Source organism: Ruegeria sp. CK2, assembly GCF_056536585.1.
The window spans coordinates 16,942-37,879 of the sequence record NZ_JBQFPW010000026.1 but is presented as its reverse complement, the minus strand read 5'-3'; the positions used below and the strand labels follow the sequence as shown (position 1 = coordinate 37,879).

The window sequence follows — 20,938 nt, the reverse complement described above, 5'->3', positions numbered from 1 at the left end:
TGATCTCAAGCCTGTCGGTGTTCGCATCATTGCCAGCGAGAACTGCATCCAGGGCAAAGACACTTGTTCCCGAACCGGTGTAGTCCCCCTCGATGGTGATCACATCATCGGTAGCCCCGTCCTGTACGCTTAAGACGACAGAGCCATTGTTGATCACATCACCTGCGATGGTGATCTCGGTGGGTGTATCCCCTACCCCACCAGACACACGAAACTCAGACGTGGAGTCGATGGACAGAGCCGTATCCAGTGTGATGCGCGACCAGTTTCTGAGGTGACCCGCTGCGGCTGTCATGGTTATCGGGCCACCGAAAGTCAGCTGATCATCACCGCCTGCACCGCCGTCCAGAATGTAGGGCCCATCATAGATGGTTGCGGCAGAAATCGAGACTGTATCGTTGCCCGCACCGGTATAAATATTTCCTTCAAAACGGCCACCTGCCAGCTCCAGGATATCGTTGCCTGCACCGGTATAAACATCACCGGTGAAACTACCACTTGTCAGGGTCAAGGTATTGTTGCCTGCCCCAAGATGCGCCGCGCCGGTGAAATGGCCACCTGCCAGCTCCAGGGTATCGTTGCCCGCACCGGTATAAACATCACCGGTGAAACTACTGGAACTACCACCTAAAAACTTCAGGGTATTGTTGCCTGCCCCAAGATGCGCAACGCCGGTGACTGCCCCTGCCGAGGTGATGACCACATCGCCAGCCCCGTCTCGTATCACAAGACCAGACGTTCCCGCAGTCACCCTGGCAGTGCTGGCGATATCAATCGTCCCCCCGGCGCTGGATATCGTGCGGATCGCGGCGCCGCCACCAGTTCCGCCCGTCACATCCCCGGCCACATCTACGTCAAAGCCTCCCCCACCCGCAGCACGAATCCCATCTGCTCTCGCTCCGGAAGCGGTGACATCAGCGTGCGCGCCCAGGTTAACGATCGCCTGCCCGCGGGCTGCTCCCGCATAAACCCCATGTGCTTCTGTCCCCCTCGTGGTGACCGCGCCGTGCACCCTCATTTCGGCGATCGCATCACCAAGGCCATTGTTTGCCGCAGAAATCCCATGGGCATTGTCATTTTCTGTACCGATAACCCCCCTGGTCATTAGCGCCGTCGCCGTGGCTGTGCTCTCCATGTTGAAGATCTGCGCCGCAAGCCCGCGCGCGCCTTCCCCCCTCGTGGTGACCTCGCCGCCCTTCATTTCTGCGCTCACCGCGCCAAGGCCACTGGAGCTTGCCACAATCCCATAAGCATTGTCGCCGGTCGTAAAGACCTCCCCTCCGGCCATGAGCGCCGTCGCCGTGGCTGTGCTCTCTATCGCCCTGGATAAACCCGACACATCGCTGATCGCCGCCACGATCCCATAAGCATTGTCGCCGGTCGTAATGACCTCCCCTCCGGTCATTTCCACCGTCGCCGTTTCTTTATTATCCTTGCCATAGGTCCACGCAAAAACCCCATGAGCGAATGCCCCAGATGTGGTGAGCTTGCCGCGATCCATTTCCCCGCGCACATGGCCAAGGGTTGTGGTGCTCGCCACAATCCCGAAACCACTGTCACCGCTTGTCGTGACAGATGTCTCAACATTCCCATTTTCTTGGTCCATGCGCACGGTCGCCTGGGCCTCGCGGCTCGTCGTCCCCTCGAGATAAGCCCAAAGCCCGTAAGCATTGTTCCCACCATCATCATCTGTATTCGTGGTGATCGAGCCGCCCAATATTTCCGCGACCGCCTCGCCTGTCCCATGGGTCTCCGCAAAAAGCCCATATCCACGGTGTGTCTTCGTTTCGATAGACCCGTTGGTCATGCGTGCGGTCGCCGTGGCGTCGTTATCCCGGTTCTCGATAGACGCATAAACCGCGTGCGCGTCCCTCTTCTCAATGGTGATTTTGCCTCCCTTCATTTCTGCGGTCGCCTTGCCATCGCCCCCTTCGCCCTTGAACTGGTTGACACTTGCCCAAAGCCCGTAAGTCGAGTCAAAATCATCAACTTTCACCCCATTAATGGCGATTTTCGTTTCCTCACCCTCCATCACAACATGCGCATCGCCACCACCCTTATTGCTCGCCAAAACCCCATGAGCGCTCTTACCGTCTGTAACGATTTCCGCTCCTTCTCTCACGCTCACGGTCACGTTGGCGTTGCTCGTCGCTTTCTCGATCTGCGCAAAAAGCGCCATGGCATTTGCGCCATCCGTGTCGACTTTGCCGTCTTCCATCTCCACAACAATATCCGCCCCGAGAAGAGACCCGTCCCCCGACCTCCCCTTCACGAACAACCCAAAGGTCCGGTTCCCATTCGTGACGTTAACATCATCAAGTATCAGAGTGAGCCCATCTGATCCGGTATAGGTGATGCCATCAGAGTAGGTGTCAGCGCCACATGTGACCGTATCTTGTCTGATGTCACTATCATTCGTGCCTTTAGCCTCCACCCCACACTCATTGGCCGCCTGAGCCGCGCCACCCGAGAACACCGCAGCAGTCGCCACGACCGAAAGCCCTGGCGCAATGCTGGCCACCTGGCCCTTGAACTTGGTCAACCGACCAGCCCGAACCAAGACGGCGAGCGAGCGAAGGGCGGGTTGGATATCCAGAGGTGCGTTAGTCATTTTTGAAACTCTCCTGTCAGCGACATTGAGCACAATCGAGGCAAGGCACCGCCCTGCCCGTCAGGCGGTCAGTGGGTTGGCATAAATGCGGGCATAGGTTTGGGTATCGGCCGAAGGCGTTGTTTGAGCCTCAAGCGGAAGCGAACCACCTTCAGGGATCGGCCGCACTGCTTTCGCGCTGTCCGTTCTGATCGTGATAAAATGTGCGGGGTGGTTGCAGCTGATCTCGCACCGGTGACCGCCATCACGGCGGCCGAGGACAACCGCGTAAAGCCATCCAATCCGGAAGCCCTGATCAGATCGCCAATTGATCCATGCGCGATGGCCGACTTGCGGCCGGAAGTCAGGCTGTCAGGATGATGTAACTGGTCAGTGCTGTTGTCTGCGCCAAAGCGCACAGTTCTCGCAACCGATGAACCGATGAACCGATGAACCGATGAACCGATGAACCGATGAACCGATGAACCGATGAACCGATGAACCGATGATACGCCAGACCCACTCGGCCTGCAAGTAACAGGCTGAATTTATTGCGAATATTGGCGATTTTTAGCCGAGCACTCGGGGGCCGATCAATGCGTTCCATACCCAACCTTAGAACCCGGTCGCAGTATTGGGAAATACACCAATCCTATATTTAGATAGCCTCCAGCTATGGCGAGCCTGCGCCTTTCAGGCTGAGTCCTCAAGCTGCTCCCGGTCCGGCAGATCCTGCAGAATCTCCATGTCGAACGCGATCAGAAGCTTCTCGGTCGTGACATAGGTGTGAGGCGCCCCACGTCGCGGGGATCTTGGGTCTGTGCCGATCAGCCCTTGCGCATGTAATCTGCCGATCAGATCGCGGCTGATCTCGTTGCCAAATGTCCTTCAACCCGTCCCGGGTGATCGGTTGGTGGCACGCAATGGCAGTCAGCACGGCGACGTCGTATTCGCGCAGGTCCAAATCCTGATCGCTGACATCCGCCGCTGCTCGGATCGCCGCCGCATAGGCAGGTCGGGTCCCCAACATCCAGCCACCGGCGACCCGAACCACTTCGAACGACCGCCCCTCGAGATCGGCGTCGAGGTCGTCAATCAGGAGATCAACGGAAGCCCCATGCCCCAACACTAGCGCCAGGTCCTCGCGCGGCACGGGCGAGGCGGACGCAAAAAAGCACGGCTTCGATCCGGCGTATCCACTCGCGCCAGCTAAGCTCGGAGGGCAAGTTCTCCAGTTCGCGATCGAGTTCGCTTTCGGCGTGATCCTTTGCCATGCTCAGACGCCGTAGAGCCGGAACGTGTCGCTGCGATCAACTCACGTACCGCGCCGAGCTCGACCAGACGGTCGCAGAATCGCCACGCTTGAGACCAAGCGCTAGGAGTGGCAGGATATGTGTCCATCCGAGCGCCTGCGCCAACGCAGCGTTCCCCAGGATCACCGCCGCTGCGACGTCCCGCGGACGATCCTCCCTCACGGCCCTCAATACAGCCACAGCACGCGGGACCTGCGCCCTCTGCGCGGCGTCCAGCCACGTTGCGATATGGTCGGCGTCCATGTCGGGCAATGTGCGATGAAGTGTCTTCACCGAGATCGGTCGTTCCACGGAGCGCCACCACGACAGGTAGATTTCACCCGCCGGGCCGGGACTGCCGCCCGGCTGTAGAAAAGCTATCGCATCCCGCGGCTCTGCGGCTCGCTCCGGGCGCCCAGAAAGCGTTATACAGATCTCAGTCGCCCGGAGCGAGCTGCGCGCGCAACAAGGCATGGGGGACCTCTGGCCGCATCAACACAAGATGCATCGTGTCCGGAAGCGTCATGGCCGCGATATCATCCCGCATCTGCTGAACCGCCGGAAACAGACGAGCCCAGTCAACCTGTCCGAGGTATTTCATACTTTCCGGCATCCACCGACCTTAGGATGGGGTATCTAGAATGTACCGATAACTATGTTGAACCTTGGTGCGACATATCCGGTTTATGACAGCAAAAATTTGAAAAGTAGGGTCAAATTTTGGCAAATACGTGCGCGGGAAGGGCTAATCGAGACTTGAGCTTCAGCATCGCGTAACGAAATCAGGTTTCTGGAGGCTGCCTCGGGATCTTCAGGCACTAATATCCGATTACAGCCAACTTGTATGGCAACTGGAGCCGGCCGTGTGTGTAGAGGGTATCAGCAACGGCGCATGTGTTTTCATAGTCTTTACTGACGACGGTTCGACCCTTACTTTTTCTCCGATAGCCGTTTGGCACAGCGAGAACCAAATGGTCCAAATTCACCATTACGAGTGGTTCGGCTAATTCCGGCGGTGGTACTGTTCTCGGAAAAGTTGAATAGCGAATGGTAGACATGAGACCTATCCTTTATCCAACTTCATGCGAAACGTTTTCTCGATCCGCTTAACATCCGATGGCTCAACACCTGCCACGTCCGCGTGGTCTTGCCAGTTCTTGACGGATACCACGACCTCTTCAATCGCTTGTTTAGCCCGGGTTGGCTTGAGACCCGCATTTGAGGCGAAGACCATGAGATCGTCATAAGTGAAATCGTTTCGTTTTCCAGCCAGGCTCATCTGATGGTCGCGGGTCCATGAGCCAGATGGGTTGTAGGAATAAGCTACATCGTAGGCGGGTGAGAGCCGCCAGGATCCAGACCGGTCCATCAGGAAGGAGATATTCTTGACATGGTCATCCTGATTGCGTGCCACGACATTGAATACGGCACGCTTGTATTGCTGTTCGACGACATCCATTCCGAGCCCGAGATCCTTGATCGTCAAGACGGCTTGCTCATAGGAATAAGAGGCCGGGTCGTTAAAATCGAAGTGTTGCATCGCGCCTAGAGATTGCATGTGAACCTTGCGACCCCGCCCGTCCCGGTCGAACCGACGCGTCATGAAGTGGCTTCGTTCACCCTCGTGGTGAAGACGGCATTCTGACATGTCGATACCCGCTTGCATTGCCATGAGATGATACGCGTACTCGATTTTTCCGAAACTTCGCGGGTCGGCGAGCTCCTTGTCGCGGTTGTTGGACACACCGTCGAACTTCAAGAGCCAGTGTCCGTACCCCTCGTCAACTTTGACTTGCCCAGACCTGAACTCGCCGGTTTCCCGGTTCCAAGCGAGCACGGCCTTGGCACGCGCGCCGCCCGCTGAAGTCCCGACACTCAAGAGGTCTTCCAGCGACTCAGCATCGCCATCACCTCCGAGCCTGCCAGCAAGGTTCTCACGCTCGTCGAGCACCCTGTTGGCCAAGTCCACCAACTGGGCTACTTCTAATTTCTTCGATCGTGTTGCCTTGCGGACCGTCGGTTCGAATTCCAGCGCCCCGACCCCGCGATTACCTATGTAGCAGAGCCGGTCAACTGGGCTGAACTGGCCCGCGCTGCGGCCCGTCTCGGCAAGCCATGCATCGATCAACCGGTTGCCAAACTTGTCTGGCAGCGCGTCGGCTAGCATGCCCGGCAACCCTCTGAAAGTTTCTTTTCGAAGGGCGGGAAACTCGTATGGGGCTTCCCGGGCCAGCATTTTGATGGGTGCGACTTCAATACCCACACCCACGAAGTTCGGATCGTATTGAAAGACGCCAAGCGCGCGCGCTTCGTCCCAGCTTACAGCGCCGATGCGCCGTCCCCATAGAATGACGCTCGCGTCAGTCATCTGCCTCGTCCCCCCATGTCCATGTTGTTTTTTTAGTGTGCTCCGATACAGGGCTTGCCCTTCTACGCTCGCTCCCCTTTTTAGTAACACGTTCAATGGGCCGAATATCTCCCTCGGGTAAGGCTGAGAGGACGGCCTCTTTTAGGTCAAGTGCCGTGGCGACCCGCAAGAACGTGTCCAAGGTCGAAGGGCCGCCTGCTTCGAGGCGACGCAGAGTGCGCACCCCGATGCCTGCTTTTTCTGCAAGGTCGGCCTGCGTCACGTTTCGGGCCAGGCGCAGGCGCGCGAGGCGTTGCCCGATTTCCAGTTCTATTTGTCTTGACGTCGCCATTTTGTCGTAAAAGGCCGTAAGCTGCCGATTAGGATCCTATCGTCTATTTATAGGCCACATATGACCTCTTACATGACGGTTTGTCAATAGGTCATATATGGCCTTTTAACCGGATTCTTTGACGATAAAAGGCCGTACGTGACCTCTTTTGAAAAAATCGAGAAAGCGGCGACCCTAAGACGGAAGCTGGGATTTGGCCACCTGCGTCTAAGGTTACCTAGTCCCGGGGCGAAGATTCGCCTTTAGCTAAAGGCAATACTGCATGACTGCTGGATTTGCATTTCCGGATGTTCTCTCTATATGGCAAAGGCGCGCGCCAGAACCGAGCCCATACGCTGTGCGAATGCGGATGGGTCGATGGGGGCTTCACCTTCGACGATGCGGGCTTGATCCAGCAATAGATGGGCGGCGTCTTTCAGCAGGTCGTCATCGTTCACATTCTCTTGCGTGGCACGGTCTGCCAGTTTGGTAACGATCGCATGGCCGGGGTTCAGCTCAAGAACGCGCGGGGCGCCATGCTGCAACTGCCCGTGGCGTTTTAACAGGCGCTCCAGATTGACATCCATGTCCCCGTCATCGGCTATGAGGCAAACAGGGCTGTCGGTCAGACGCTTCGAAGGGCGCACGTCTTTAACCGCTTCGCCCAGTTCGGCCTTAAACGCAGCGATCAGGGCAGAGAGATCAGCTTCTTCGGGCTTGTCTTCTTCCGGTTGGGCTTCATCTGCCTTGATCTCGTCGAGATCTGCTGTCCCGCGGGTGATGGACCTGAATGGCTTGCCGTCGAATTCTGTGATGTGCTGCAACCAGAACTCATCCACTTGGTCGGACAGGAGCAACACCTCGACCCCTTTGGCTTTGAAACCCTCCAGATGTGGAGACTGGACCAGTTTGGCCGGATCTTCGCCAGCGATGTAGAAGATCGCCTCTTGCCCCTCTTTCATGCGGGCCACGTAATCGGCAAGACTTGTCAAGTCGCCAACAGCGGTGGAGGCGAAGCGGCAAATCTCGAGGATCCGATCGCGGAGCGCGGCATCTTCGACCAGGCCTTCCTTCAGCACTGCACCGAAATTGCCCCAGAATGTTGCGTACTCATCAGGTGCTTTGGTGGCTTTTTTCTTCAGCTCACTCAATACCTTCTTCTTGATCGAAGTCTTGATCTTCGTGAGTTGTGGGTCGGTCTGCAACATCTCTCGCGAGACGTTTAGAGACAGATCCTGGCTATCCACAACCCCACGCAGAAAGCGTAGATACGCTGGTATCAGATCCTTAGTAGTCTCGGAAATGAAGACCCGGTTGACGTAGAGCTTCACATGGCTCTTTCGCTCGGGCTCAAAGAGATCGAACGGTTGGGTGCCGGGCACAAAGAGCAGGCTGGTGTGGTTGAGTGTACCTTCGACCTTATTATGCATCACGTTCCACGGCGCATCAAAGGCGTGGGAGCAGTGACGGTAGAACTCGGTATATTGCTCCTCCGAGATGTCCTTCGCAGGGCGAGTCCAAAGCGCTTCGGCTGAATTAAGCGTGTCTTCTCCAAGTTTGACCGGGAAGTTGATATGCTCGGAGTAGGTCTTGATGATGTGCCGAATACGGGCCTCGTCGGCAAACTCCTTGGCGTCTTTCTTGAGGTGCAACGTCACTGTAGTTCCGTTGGTCACGCGCTCGGTCGGCTCAATGGAGAACTCGCCCTTGCCGTCAGAAGACCAAAGCCATGCCTCGCTCTCGCCTGCCTTGCGGGTCACGACATCGACCCGAGACGCCACCATGAATGCTGAATAAAAACCCACACCAAACTGGCCAATCAGGCCTGGCTTGTCCTTGTCGTCAGCCTTGAGCGCTTCAATGAAAGCACTGGTGCCGGATTTGGCAATGGTGCCAAGGGTTTCAAGCAGATCGGCGTGGTTCATGCCGATACCATTGTCCGAAATCGACAACGTCTTGGTCTTGGCATCAATCTCAAGCGTGATCGCAAAATTCTCGGAGGGTGCGAGCGACGCGTCGGTCAGGGTAGCGTAGCGCAGCTTGTCGCACGCGTCGGATGCGTTGGAGACGAGCTCGCGCAAAAACACCTCGCGGTTGGAATAAAGCGAACCCGCGACGATCTCCAAAAGCTGGCCCACCTCGGTCTGGAAGGAAAACGTTTCTTTCTCAATGGTCTCTGTCATGGCTCGTAACTCCTATTAGCAATCGCGGCGCAAACTAATGATCTATCATGCCGCTTTCAACTAGCCCCAAGGGCCACCTCTCGAAGGTTGGGCGCTGCTTTTCAACCCTTTGGCACCACCAAGTGCCCGCAGCTTGGCGATGCGCTTTTCAATTGGCGGGTGTGTGGCAAAAAGGCTATCCACCGCCTGCATATGAAGCGGGTTGACGATGAACATATGCGCCGTGGCCGGGTTACGCTCGGCAGCAATATTGTCGATCCGACCAGAGAGCTGGCCCAATCGGGCGAGCGCCGAGGCCAACCAATCAGGATTACCGCAGATCGCGGCCCCCTCGGCATCTGCCTCATACTCACGCACCCGGCTGATCGCCATCTGCACCATGCCCGCAGCCAGGGGCGCAAGGATCATCATCGCGATAGTACCGACAATACCCAAAGGCCTGTCACGTCCGCCGCCAAAGAAGATCGCGAAATTCGCCAGCATCGAAACTGCCCCGGCCAGGGTTGCGGTGATGGTCATCGTAAGCGTGTCGCGGTTTTTGACATGTGCCAGCTCATGAGCAACAACAGCAGCCACTTCTTCGCGGCTCATGTTGCTCAACAGGCCGCGCGTGACTGCGACTGCGGCATTCTCCGGATTGCGTCCGGTGGCGAAAGCGTTGGGCTGCTCGGTCTCCATGATGTAGAGCGCGGGCATAGGCATACCGGCCTTCCGGGCCATCGTCTCCGTCATCTTCCAGAGCTCCGGTACCAAGCGCGCATCAACAGGCCGCGCACCATGCATACGCAGAACGGCTTTGCCCGAATTCCAGTAGGAGAAGAAGTTCATCGCAAATGCGAGGCCGAGCGCGATGACAAGGCCCGCCTCACCGCCCAGCATGAGCCCGATGACACCCACGAAAGCTGTCATCACGGCCATTAGAACAAACGTACGCACCATCAGACTTGGCCTCCAAAACCCATCGCCGCGCATATAGGATCTGCCTTTTGCGAGAACAATGACCTGGCACGGGAAGTGCTGGATTGTGGGCAAAGCTGCAATTCGGAGAAACCAGTTCAACTTCTTCTATCCCAAGTTGCGGCCTTTGATGTTAGAACCGTGGAAGAAAAACATTGAACAGATGACTGACAATGGAGCTGGAATTTCATCACATTAACTTTGTGGCCGACGATGTCGATCGCATGCACGAATTCTACACAAGCGTGCTTGGTCTTGCTGACATCCCACAACAAAATTTCCCTCGCACTGAAGCAAACGAAGATACGGGCTATGACGGCAAAATCAGATTTGCGACCGAAGGTAGCATGCAGATGCATCTTGCGGAACGGGACTTAGATGTCGCGTTCAAAAACATGCATGCAATAAATCCGGTTGAACGAGGGCATATTGCTTTCCGTACCGATGACCTTGATGCCTTTCTCAGAAAGCTCGACGAACGCGGCATTCCATACTCAGACTATGGAACGGCTTTCTCGAAAGAGTGGCACCAAGTGTTCTTTCACGACCCAGAAGGCAACGTGATTGAGGTTCATCAAAAAGTCTCCACCATGGGATAGGCAAATCGCTTGCGAAGCGAAGTTCCACTCGTGCATTTGATGGCCCGTTGCGGATGAGGTGGGTGGCTCCTGCTCCACCGGCATCGAATGTGCCAAAGTGCAGTTATCAACGACTGCTAGGAAAGGAGCCACCCAATGACAGTAAAGACCGTTGGCCTTGATTTGGCCAAGGATGTTTTTCAAGTACACGACATTTCGGAGAATGGCAGCGTGATCTTCAACAAGGCCATTAAGCGCGCGAAGCTGCTGGCCTTCTTTGAGACGCTGCCGCCCTGTGTCGTGGGCATGGAGGCCTGTGGATCGTCCCATCACTGGGGCCGCCAGCCTTTTAAACTCGGGCATGATGTGAAGCTGATGCCCGCTGGCTACGTCAAACCCTATGTGAAGCGCGTTAAGAATGACGCCGTTGATGCGGAAGCGATCTGCGAAGCGGTGCGTCGTCCGACCGTGCGGTTCGTTGAGATCAAGACGGAGGAACAACAAGCCATTCTGTCGATACACCGAACGCGTGATCCGGCCGTCCGGCAGCGCCCGCAGATGGCCAACATGATCCGCAGCCTGCTGCGCGAGTTTGGGCACATCTTGCCGATTGGGATCGAAGCGGTGACGGCTTTTGCGAAGCGCCATCTGAGCGGCGATCACCCCGACATGCCTGAGATCGCGAACGACATACTTGGCATACAATCCTATCAGTTCATCGGCTTGAATGAACGCATCGACGGCTATTCGAAGATGATCGAGCAACATGCCCTGCGGAGTGCAGATGCTCGCCGATTGATGCGTATGCCTGGCATCGGGCCGATCACAGCGTCAGCAATTGTCGCCACAATCGGTGACGCGCATCAGTTCCGAACAGGAAGAGATCTGGCCGCATGGCTGGGCCTTACCCCGCTCAACAAGTCGAGTGGCGGCAAGGAGCGTCTTGGCAAGATCACCAAGCAAGGCGATCGTTACATTCGCAAGCTTTTGGTCGTTAGCATGACATCGCGCGCGGTCATGGCGAAACGTTCACCCGAGAAGGTCGATCTCTGGACGGCCAAGATCATCGCTGACAAACCGTTCCGGCTGGCACCAGTCGCCATGGCAAAAAAGGCAGCGCGGGCCATCTGGGCGATGCTCACGAAGATACAGGAATACCGGCAGCCGGCGTTCTAACCACACCGACTGCCCACGAGATGCAAGACGTTGAAGTGATGATGCGGAAGTAAGTCAACCAAGAGCAAGGACACTCCGGGAATGGCAGCGGCCCTCTTCCGAGGCCGATAAGCCGATTGGAACCTCGCTCGCGGAATTCATCCGCTGCCCGGCAGGGCATTGCGAAGCAATGTCCCGAGAGGGAGGCCAGCGGAACACCACCGCGCGAACAGGCCGGACAGACGACGGTGTTGACGAAAACAACCGCAGAAATCACCAGAAAACACTTGCAATGCGGGAGCCACCCACAGATGCCGTTTAGGACCAAATCCAGGTTCCATCGATTTACAGTACCGATAACCGAGAATTGTCGTCACTCTCAACCAAGCCAAGCTGCCCAATACAACGGCGTAACTCCTTGGCGTTCGTCCACCGCCGCGGAATGTGTCTATCCGTCAGCACGTGCTAGCTTAAACAAGATGTTGAATGGCTTCGGTTGCCAAGTTCCAATTGAAATGGTCAGGCGAAAATACTTGAATAATACTGTGGAACAGGGCCATCGTTTCATCAAAAGACGAACCCGCCCGATGCTCGGCTTCAAGTCTTTTGTTTCGGCGTCAGCGACTCTGGCTGACATCGAGGTCGCGCACATGATCCGTATACGTCAGTTCATACCAGGCCTCTGGCCCTTTCAACAATTCAGAGACCTGCTCGCATAACAAAGCAGCTCAGATGTGTTCCTCTGAACTTCGGCAAACTTCGCAACAAAACCCGCCCGGGCTCCAATCGTATTAGCAGTTCGTCCAATTGACAGGATAACGAACCAGAGCGTCGGTCCTTCTCACCTTTGCTCAAAGTTTGCGACAGCTCCATCTAACAGTCTCGTAGCCAGCTCTGGTGTCAGAGTTTCGGGCCGCGCGCAGGTTGTCGTCATGTCGACAAATCCCCCGCTCTCGGCCGAGGTCAGGATCGCCGTCATCACATCCACGCTGTGCGTGGCCAGTTCCAACGCACAGCGATGCGGGCGGTTTTCTTGCAATGCAACGACCATATCGGCTAGCCCTGCGCAGCGATAGTTGGCGCGCGGATCGTTCCCTTCTGTTCCCTCGTTGGGGATGCCAAACGGATGCGCCCACGGCTCGATCCCATGCACTGCGCCATCCGCCCCCGCGAGCTTCAGCGTCCCGCCAAAGAAATTCGGGTCCGGCACAAATAACGAGCCTTCACTGCCATAGAGCTCCATATTGCTGTGCCCATGCGCCTTGACGTCCCAGCTGGCCCCCAGTGTGATGATCGCGCCCGAGTCAAATTCCAGCAGTGCCATCAGTGTCGTGGGTGTTTTGACCGGAACCGTCTCGCCCCGGCGCGGTTCAGACGTGATCGTGCGGGTCTGATACGCGGTCTGCGACAGGGCTGCGACACGCTGAACCGGCCCGATCATGTTCACAAGATTGGTAATGTAATAGGGACCGATATCCAGAACCGGACCGGCACCGGGCAGGAAAAAGAAATCGGGATTGGGATGCCAGTGTTCCATCCCCGGTCCCATCACATAAGCCGTACCGGACACCACCGGGCCAATGGCGCCGTCATCGATCAATTGCCTTGCCTGCTGATGGCTGCCCCCCAGAAACGTATCCGGCGCCGATCCCACCCGCAGGTTGCGCGCGGCGGCCAGTGCAGCCAGCGCCTCGCCCTCGGGTCGGGTCAGCACGACGGGTTTCTCCGAATAGGCATGTTTGCCGGCCTCAAGGATGGATTTCGTCACCTCGAAATGCGCCGCCGGGATGGTCAGGTTCACCACCACGTCGATATCATCCGCCGCCAGCAGTCCATCGACCGTTTCGGCGCGAATGCCAAATTCGGCGGCCCGCGCGCTGGCGGCCTCGGCATTCAAATCAGCAATCGCCCGGATCGAAAATCCCCGGAACAGCGGTGCCAGACGCAGATAAGCCGCAGAAATACTCCCGGCACCGATGATGCCGACACCCAATTCTTCCATCATTGCGCCTTTCCCAGTTCAAGAGCCGCATCCAGCGACCGTGCCGCAAATCTCAGATGATCCGAGGGGTTGTCATGCTCCATGATGTAATGCTGCGCCGCACCGTCCCGCAGTGCTGCGTAGTATCCTGGCCAATCCATCACGCCCTGCCCGACATCGGCCCAGCCATCCTCGTCCATGCAGGCTCCATCCGCCGCGATGTCCTTGACATGCACCGCCCGGATGCGGTCGCCATAGTTCGAGATGTATTGCAGCGGATCGCGCCCGCCGCGCACCACCCAGGCCACATCAAGCTCGATCAGCAGATCGTCCGACGCCTGCAGGATCAGATCCAGCGGCGCCTCGGGGATGCCCAGATCGACCAGCTCGAAATCGTGATTGTGCCAGCCATATCCCAGCCCGGCATCCTGCAGGGGCTTTCCCAGCTCGGCCAGTTCCGTGCCAAATGCTGCCCAGCCCTGCGCCTCCTTCGGCCGGTCTTCGGCAGCAAGATAGGGCACGAACACGTTGCTGATGCCAATCCGACGGCAAAGGTCAATCACCTCACCCGGCCGGCCCCGCAATACGTCCAGCCCGAAATGCGCGGTTGGCATGCGCAGCCCGGATGCGTCCAACCCGGCCAGCAACTGCTGAAACAGCGCGTTGTCCTGAAACAGCGCGCTATAACCTTCAACCTCGGCGTAACCGATCTCGGCCAGCATACGCAGCGTGTCAGTAAGCGGGGGGAAATTGCGGGAACTATAAAGCTGAAACCCAATCGCGGTCATGGCCTGTCCTTGTTGTTGGAATGATATGTGGCGCTGCGCAGATCGCGCAGGGTAAACCGGCAATCGGCTCCGGGCTGCGCCGGTGTGAACGTCAGGCGCACAGGTTGGCCGGGCAGCACCAGCACCGCATTGTCACTTAGCCGACCCGGTTGATCCGGCTCGACACTGGCATAGAAAGCGGGCTGATCCGCCGTCAGAGTCATCGCGATGTGATCGCCAAGATCCTCGGTCTGCAGCCGCAGCCCGCTCTCCGGCAGATCATAGGCCTTGTAGGGCAACGGCGCGTGATGACCGGTGCGGACCGTTCCGTCCGGCATGGTCATGCGGTAGAGCAATATTTCATCCGGCTTGAGCGCATCCTGCCGGATCATCAGAAAGGTTGCGGCGGCATCGGTCGTGACGATCCCTTGGGCTGAACCCAGCCCGCGTTCGCTGCCATCAAGGTTCAGCGCGCTGGCGCTGAGCGGGATACTGACCGGCGCGCGCGTGTCGTTGACCGCAACCAGCGCAAGCCCCCCTGCCCCGGGCACCGCAGTCACCGCGACGGGATCGTAAAACCGCCGCGCCATGTGATGCAGCAACTTCCATCCGCCGCCATAATCCAGCGACGACCAGCTCGCCACCGGCCAGGTATCGTTCAACTGCCAGTACAGCGTTCCCATGCAGCGCGGCTTTTGCGCCCGCCAGTGCGAAACGGCGGTTTTGATCGCCAGCCCCTGCTGCACCTGGCTGAGATAGACGAAATTCTCGAACCCTTCAGGAAAGCGGAAATACCGAAACATCGTCTCGGCAATCCGCGCATTGCCGCCTGCGTTCTTCTGATGGCTTTCCAGCACCGGGGCGGCGATGTTGAAATCCTGCAGCTCGGCAAAGCTGTTGATCACATCCATCGACGGGTAAGACTGAAACCCGAATTCACTGCAGAACCGGGGAGCCACATCGCGGTAATGGTCGAAATCCCGACCCTCGTGCCAAACCGACCAGAAATGCATGTCCCCTGCCCCGTCCTCGTGCCAGCCATCACCGAAGTTCAGCGGGCCCAGCGAGGGCGAAGACGGCCACCAGTTCACATCCCTGCCCAGCGTGTTCTGGATGGCGCGCTCGATGGCTCGGTTCAGCCGGTCATACCCCACCAGATACCTATCTCGGTCTTTCACACTGACGTCATACCACCCCAACGCGCCCACCAGCTCGTTGTCGCCGCACCACAGCGCGATGCAGGGATGTATGGACAGCCGGGCGGCCTGTTCGCTCAGTTCGGCCTCTACATTGTCCAGAAATTCTGGGTGCGACGGGTAGAGGTTGCACGCGAACATGGCGTCCTGCCAGATCAGCAGCCCCAGCTCGTCGCAGGCTTCATAAAAACTGTCCCGCTCATAGCGCCCGCCACCCCAAACCCGCAGCATGTTCATATTGGCATCGACCGCCGATTGCAGCAGATCGCGGGTTTTCTCTGGCGTGATCCGCCCCGGCAGTGCATCGGCGGGGATCCAGTTGGCCCCCCGACAGAAAATATCCACGCCATTTACGCGCAACTTGAAACTGGTGCCGATTTCATCCGGTTCGGTGATCAGTTGAATATCGCGCAGCCCGATCCGCCGGGTTTCCGAGGCGACACCGCTGCTCAGTGTCAGCTCGTGAAGGGTTTGTGGCCCCAGACCGGCTGGCCACCACAGCTCCGGTTGATCGATGACAAACGCGGCCTCAATCCGGCCGTCGCTGTCGGCGGACAAACTCTGGCTTTGACCGCAGAAACGCAGCTCAGCGCGTGCCGCCCCATCCAGCCGCGCCTGCACAATCAGTGTCGCCCTGCCCCCGGCATGGCGCTGCAGCACGGTCAGGCCCGAGAACCGGGGCTGCGACTTCGGCAGCAGCTGTATCTGCCCGTATACCCCGAACGGGGCCAGCGCGATGTTCCAATCCCAGCCGAAATCGCATTGCACCTTGCGCAGCATGTTGCCGTTCGGGATCGGGCAATTGCGCGGATGGCTTGGCACCGGATAAGGCAGCGCCACCTGCCGTGCCGCCCCCTCGGCGATGCTTGACCGAAGGGTGATGCGCAGGGTGTTTTCACCCACCCGCGCCGCGCCGGACAGATCCACCTGATAACGGCGAAAAACATTGTCGGTGGTCAGAACCACGCTGCCGTTCAGCGCAATTTCCGCCACCGTATCCACCTCGGTCAGCTGCAGCAGATAGCTCGTACCATCCAGATGAAAGCTGCGCTCGAAGATCCAGTCCCGCTCGGCGATGCGGCGCAGATCATATTCGTTGCGTCCCTCATAGGGGTCGGGGATCAGCCCGGCCTGATGCAGCGCGGTGATCCCGTCACCGGGCAGCCTCATAGCCAGATCATACTCCCCGCTCGCGTCCTGCATCCGCCACTGACCCGACAAATCAAGCGCCGGCAATGCCCCAATATCCTTCACAACCGCAACTCCGTCTCCGCGTCAAAGAACGAGGCTTTGGCAAGGTCGATACCGATGGTGAGCTGATCGCCGGGGCTGACACCGCTTTGCCCGTCAAGGCGCACGCGGAACGGCTCAGCGGCGAACCGGGTCCAGGCCAGCGTGTCCGACCCCATCGGCTCGACCACCTCAACCAGAACCGTGGTTTGAAACGGCAGCTCTTCAGCCGCTGCACCCGTTACGACATGTTCAGGCCGCACACCCAACGTCGCCGGACCGCCGGGCTGCTTGGCAAAAGGATAGCTTTCCAGCACCAGCGCTTGATCCGCGACCTCAAATCGCCCCTCGGTCAGCAGGCCCTCGACAAAATTCATCGATGGCGAGCCAACGAAATCGGCCACATAGCGGTTGCCGGGCCGGTTGTAGATTTCGGATGGCGAGGCCAGCTGTTGAATTTGCCCGCCCTTCATCACCGCGATCCGGTCAGCCAGCGTCAGCGCCTCGACCTGGTCATGTGTCACGTAGATGATGGTGTTCTTGAGCTGCTGGTGTAGGCGCTTGATTTCCACCCGCAGATCGGCGCGCAGCTTGGCATCGAGATTGGACAGCGGCTCGTCAAACAGGAACACATCCGCATCGCGCACCAAAGCCCGGCCTATGGCCACCCGCTGACGCTGACCACCCGACAGCGCCGCGGGTTTGCGCTTCAGCAACGGTTCGATCTGCAAAATCTCAGCCGCGCGTGCGACCCGTTTTGCAATCTCGTCCCGCGCCATCCGCGCGTTTTTAAGGCCAAAAGACAGGTTCCCTTCAACCGTCATCTGCGGATAGAGCGCATAGGACTGGAACACCATCCCGATGCCCCGATCTGACGGCTCTTCCCATGTCACGTTGCGGTCATGAATGAAAATCTGGCCATCCGTAACCTCGAGCAACCCGGCGATACAGTTCAGCAGAGTGGATTTTCCGCACCCAGACGATCCCAGCAGCACCAGAAACTCACCATCTGCAATGTTCAGGTTCAGACCCTTCAGCACCTCGACCGCCCCAAAGCTCAGATCCAGATCGCGTATTTCGACAGAATGCATGATTATCCTTTCACCGCACCGGCGGCGATGCCGCGCACGAACAGCTTGCCCGAGACAAAATAGATGACGAGAGGCACCAGCCCAGTCAGCAGCGTCGCGGCCATGTTGACGTTGTATTCCTTGACCCCCTGCACCGAGTTGACGATGTTGTTCAGCTGCACCGTCATCGGGTAGGTCTCCGGCTTGGTATAGATCACGCCGAACAGGAAATCGTTCCAGATGCCCGTAACCTGCAGGATGATCGCCACCACAAAGATCGGCAGCGACATCGGCAGCATGATGCGGAAATAGATGCTCCAGAACCCGGCACCGTCGACGCGGGCGGCCTTGTGCAAATCCTCGGGGATTGAGGTGAAATAGTTGCGGAACAACAGCGTCAGGATCGGCATGCCAAAGATCGTATGCACCAGCACCAGACCGCCCAGATCGCCCATCAGACCGATCTCACGCAGGATGATCACCAGCGGATAGAGCATGGTTTGATAAGGAATGAACGCACCCACGATCAGGATGGTAAAGAACACCTCCGAGCCTTTGAATTTCCAGCGCGCTAGCGCATAGCCGTTGATCGAGGCAATGGCGATCGACAACACCACCGAGGGGATCAGGATCTTGACCGAGTTGCCGAACCCCCGGCTCAACCCATCGCAGTTGATGCCGGTACAGGCCTGCGCCCAGGCCTTGACCCAGGGCTGAAAGGTGATTTCAAGCGGCGGTGAAAAGATGTTCCCGGACCGGATTTCGGGCATGCCTTTCAACGATGTCACCACCATTACGTAAAGCGGCAGCAAGTAGTAGAACGACACCACAATCAGCGTGCCATAGAGAAAGATGTTCGCCCGGCTCAGGCTGCGTTTTGGCTTTGGGCCGCGCGGCCCTTCAGCATAGCCGGCAGAGGTCAGTTCAGCCACGTTTGCGCCCTCCGAATTCCAGATAGGCCCAGGGGATCAGAATGATCACCACCGAGATCAGCATCATGGTCGACGCGGCAAACCCCTGCCCCAGATTCTGCGCCCGGAACATGTACTGGATCACGTATTTCGCAGGCACTTCCGAGGCGATGCCGGGCCCGCCATTGGTCAGCGCCACCACCAGATCGTAAAGCTTGATGATGCCGCTGGTGATCAGCACCAGCGCGGTTACGAAAACCGGCCGCATCATCGGGATAATGACCACCACATAGGTCTTGATCGTCCCGATCCCGTCGACGCGGACGGCCTTCCAGATATCTTCGTCAATCCCGCGCAGACCAGCCAGCATGATCACCATGATCAGCCCTGTCCCCTGCCACAGGCCCGCGATCAGAATACCGTACATCACGATGTCCGGGTCGTTCAGCGGGTTGAAGGTAAAGCTCTCCCACCCCATGCCGCGCACCACGTGCTGAATGCCCAGATCGGGGTTCAGGATCCATTGCCAGGCCAACCCGGTCACAATGAAGCTGAGTGCAAACGGATAGAGGAATATGGTGCGGAACACATTCTCACCCCGGATCTTGCGATCCAGCAGCGCCGCCAGCGTGAACCCGATGACCAGCGTAAAGATCAGCGACAGCACACCATAGAGCGCCAGATTCCCGATCGATTCCAGCCAGCGCGGCGTGGTCCACAGCCGTTCGTATTGATCGAACCCGACAAAATTCAGCTTGGGCAACAGTTTGGACGAGGTGAACGAATGCACAACCGTCCAGGCCGTGCCGCCCACAAACACCACCAGCGCGGTCAGGATCATCGGGATCGACGCGATCTTGGCGGACAGGTTGCGGAACAGCGACACGGGTCGCCGGGCGCGCCCGCGTTCTGGCGGGTCGAGAGAAGTTGGGTTTTCCATATCGGTCTTTCTTCGCAGCTCTGGCCTGCCCGGGGCCGAGTCTTCCCGGACAGACCAGTGCGCGGTGGTGCCTTACTCGGCGGACCGGATGATGTCGGCGTAACGCGATTGCGCGTCCGCAGCCGACATGTCAGTGGACCAGAACTCAGCCATCAGGTCTTCTATCTGAGTCTGGGTATCCGGCGTCAGGTTCATCTCGCCTGAGGGGAGAACGCCACCAGCCTTCAAAATGTCCAGTCCCTTTTGCATGCAGTCGTTCGCGGCGGACAGATCAATATCTCCGCGCACCGGCAACGAGCCTTTCTTGAGGTTAAAGGCAACCTGAACATCCGGGGCAATCAGGGTCGACGCCAGGGCCATCTGCGCCTTTTGAATTTCCGGATCATCAACGACCGGGAAATAGAATGCATCGCCACCAGTATCGAGAATCTCATTTACGCCCAGGCCCGGCAGACAAGTGTAATCCTGTCCGGCGACCTTCTCGGCAATCTGGAACTCGCCCTGCGCCCAGTCCCCCATGATCTGCGCGCCTGCCTTACCAGTGATCACCATGTTGGTGGCCTGGTTCCAGTCCTGAAAGTTCGAGTCCGCAGCCAGATCGCGCGCGTCCACGATGGCTTCGAACACTTTGGTGTATTCCGGCCCCATCGCCGCATCGGCGTTGCGATTGACCACAACCTCGCGCCAGGCATCCACACCGGCAATCGCCACGGCCAACACGCCAAAGGCCCCGTTCTGCTGCCAGCTTTGCTGACCCATGGCCAGCGGTACGATACCCGCTGCCTGCAGTTTGGGCGCGGCGGCCACGAATTCGTTCCAGTCGGCGGGAACCGGCACACCGGCTTTATCAAACGCCTCATGGCTCAGCCAGATCCACTGCCATGAGTGAATGTTCACAGGCACGCAATAGATGCGGCCTTCAAAGGTACAGGCCTCGAGCAGAGACGAAGGATTCACGATGTCCTTCCAGCCTTCCTGCTCGGCCAGCTCGGTCAGATCGGTCAGCAGCCCCGCTTCGATCAGCTCTTCCGCCTGACGTCCGTGATTCAACTGTGTCGCCCCCATGGGATCGCCACCAATGATTCGACTGATGATAATGGGGCGCGCCGTACCGCCCGATCCGGCAATGGCACCATCAACCCATGAATGTTCCGTATTGTCGTTAAATGCCTTGGCAAATTCCGACACCGCCGCAGCCTCGCCGCCCGATGTCCACCAATGGGTGACTTCCAGATCAGCCGCATGGACCGCGCCCGCCCCGACCAGCACAGTCCCGGCCAGCAAACTCGTCAGTCGTTTCATCGATTCCTCCCAATCTAAAACGTTATAGGCATCTACTATAACGATTTAGTAATTTCTTGCAACGGATTTACACCCGCCCTCTCAACGACTAGGGTCAGCACCAAATAT

18 protein-coding genes and 1 pseudogene are annotated in these 20,938 nt (G+C 58.0%); 3 read left to right on the top strand and 16 right to left on the bottom strand.

From position 1 onward, the window contains the following. The 9 genes and pseudogenes from ACR0BU_RS23745 to htpX all read right to left on the bottom strand — a co-directional run. Nucleotides 1–2,611, bottom strand: a 2,611-nt coding sequence (locus tag ACR0BU_RS23745) for an autotransporter outer membrane beta-barrel domain-containing protein (RefSeq protein ID WP_480755769.1), incomplete at its 3' end; no start/stop codon positions are given. Between the two features lie 343 nt (nt 2,612–2,954). Then, nucleotides 2,955–3,197, bottom strand: a complete 243-nt coding sequence (locus tag ACR0BU_RS23740; protein WP_480739323.1) for a hypothetical protein — start codon at nt 3,195–3,197, stop codon at nt 2,955–2,957. A gap of 86 nt (nt 3,198–3,283) precedes the next feature. Next, nucleotides 3,284–3,864 (bottom strand): annotated as a pseudogene (scpB, locus tag ACR0BU_RS23735) (SMC-Scp complex subunit ScpB). A 36-nt stretch (nt 3,865–3,900) separates the two neighbouring features. Further along, nucleotides 3,901–4,356 (bottom strand): DUF1403 family protein, encoded by a 456-nt coding sequence (locus tag ACR0BU_RS23730; RefSeq protein WP_480739325.1) that lies wholly within the window; start codon nt 4,354–4,356, stop codon nt 3,901–3,903. Next, nucleotides 4,319–4,483, bottom strand: a complete 165-nt coding sequence (locus ACR0BU_RS23725) for a hypothetical protein (RefSeq protein WP_480739326.1) — start codon at nt 4,481–4,483, stop codon at nt 4,319–4,321. Before ACR0BU_RS23725 ends, ACR0BU_RS23730 begins: the two co-directional genes overlap by 38 nt. 462 nt (nt 4,484–4,945) lie before the next feature. Further along, nucleotides 4,946–6,250, bottom strand: a complete 1,305-nt coding sequence (locus ACR0BU_RS23720) for a type II toxin-antitoxin system HipA family toxin (RefSeq protein ID WP_298938283.1) — start codon at nt 6,248–6,250, stop codon at nt 4,946–4,948. Then, nucleotides 6,243–6,581 (bottom strand): helix-turn-helix domain-containing protein, encoded by a 339-nt coding sequence (locus tag ACR0BU_RS23715; protein WP_298938284.1) that lies wholly within the window; start codon nt 6,579–6,581, stop codon nt 6,243–6,245. Before ACR0BU_RS23715 ends, ACR0BU_RS23720 begins: the two co-directional genes overlap by 8 nt. A gap of 296 nt (nt 6,582–6,877) precedes the next feature. Next, nucleotides 6,878–8,743, bottom strand: a complete 1,866-nt coding sequence (gene htpG, locus ACR0BU_RS23710) for a molecular chaperone HtpG (RefSeq protein ID WP_480739327.1) — start codon at nt 8,741–8,743, stop codon at nt 6,878–6,880. A gap of 60 nt (nt 8,744–8,803) precedes the next feature. Beyond that, the gene (gene htpX, locus ACR0BU_RS23705; protein ID WP_480739328.1) at nt 8,804–9,682 is read right to left on the bottom strand and encodes a zinc metalloprotease HtpX; all 879 of its coding nucleotides are present in this window, start codon (nt 9,680–9,682) and stop codon (nt 8,804–8,806) included. Between the two features lie 191 nt (nt 9,683–9,873). Here htpX and ACR0BU_RS23700 point away from each other — a divergent pair, with 191 nt between their 5' ends. From ACR0BU_RS23700 to ACR0BU_RS23690, 3 genes are all read left to right on the top strand, one after another. Beyond that, complete coding sequence (locus tag ACR0BU_RS23700; RefSeq protein WP_480739329.1) at nt 9,874–10,299, top strand: VOC family protein; 426 nt, start codon at nt 9,874–9,876, stop codon at nt 10,297–10,299. Between the two features lie 135 nt (nt 10,300–10,434). Continuing rightward, the gene (locus ACR0BU_RS23695; protein WP_480739330.1) at nt 10,435–11,454 is read left to right on the top strand and encodes an IS110 family RNA-guided transposase; all 1,020 of its coding nucleotides are present in this window, start codon (nt 10,435–10,437) and stop codon (nt 11,452–11,454) included. Between the two features lie 290 nt (nt 11,455–11,744). After that, nucleotides 11,745–12,152, top strand: a complete 408-nt coding sequence (locus ACR0BU_RS23690) for a DDE-type integrase/transposase/recombinase (protein WP_480739363.1) — start codon at nt 11,745–11,747, stop codon at nt 12,150–12,152. Between the two features lie 122 nt (nt 12,153–12,274). Here the strand turns inward: ACR0BU_RS23690 and ACR0BU_RS23685 are convergent, their stop codons facing one another. The 7 genes from ACR0BU_RS23685 to ACR0BU_RS23655 form a co-directional block, all read right to left on the bottom strand. Then, nucleotides 12,275–13,438 (bottom strand): Gfo/Idh/MocA family protein, encoded by a 1,164-nt coding sequence (locus tag ACR0BU_RS23685; RefSeq protein WP_480739332.1) that lies wholly within the window; start codon nt 13,436–13,438, stop codon nt 12,275–12,277. After that, nucleotides 13,435–14,202, bottom strand: a complete 768-nt coding sequence (locus ACR0BU_RS23680; RefSeq protein WP_480739334.1) for a sugar phosphate isomerase/epimerase family protein — start codon at nt 14,200–14,202, stop codon at nt 13,435–13,437. The genes ACR0BU_RS23685 and ACR0BU_RS23680 overlap by 4 nt, the downstream gene beginning before the upstream one ends. Then, nucleotides 14,199–16,631, bottom strand: a complete 2,433-nt coding sequence (locus ACR0BU_RS23675) for a beta-mannosidase (protein WP_480739336.1) — start codon at nt 16,629–16,631, stop codon at nt 14,199–14,201. The genes ACR0BU_RS23680 and ACR0BU_RS23675 overlap by 4 nt, the downstream gene beginning before the upstream one ends. Next, nucleotides 16,628–17,698, bottom strand: coding sequence for an ABC transporter ATP-binding protein (locus tag ACR0BU_RS23670; RefSeq protein WP_480739337.1), 1,071 nt, complete (start codon nt 17,696–17,698; stop codon nt 16,628–16,630). The genes ACR0BU_RS23675 and ACR0BU_RS23670 overlap by 4 nt, the downstream gene beginning before the upstream one ends. 2 nt (nt 17,699–17,700) lie before the next feature. Next, nucleotides 17,701–18,609 (bottom strand): carbohydrate ABC transporter permease, encoded by a 909-nt coding sequence (locus ACR0BU_RS23665; RefSeq protein WP_480739338.1) that lies wholly within the window; start codon nt 18,607–18,609, stop codon nt 17,701–17,703. Continuing rightward, nucleotides 18,602–19,528, bottom strand: coding sequence for a carbohydrate ABC transporter permease (locus ACR0BU_RS23660; RefSeq protein WP_480739340.1), 927 nt, complete (start codon nt 19,526–19,528; stop codon nt 18,602–18,604). The genes ACR0BU_RS23665 and ACR0BU_RS23660 overlap by 8 nt, the downstream gene beginning before the upstream one ends. A 72-nt stretch (nt 19,529–19,600) precedes the next feature. Beyond that, nucleotides 19,601–20,830, bottom strand: a complete 1,230-nt coding sequence (locus tag ACR0BU_RS23655) for an ABC transporter substrate-binding protein (RefSeq protein ID WP_480739341.1) — start codon at nt 20,828–20,830, stop codon at nt 19,601–19,603. Nucleotides 20,831–20,938: the final 108 nt, after the last annotated feature.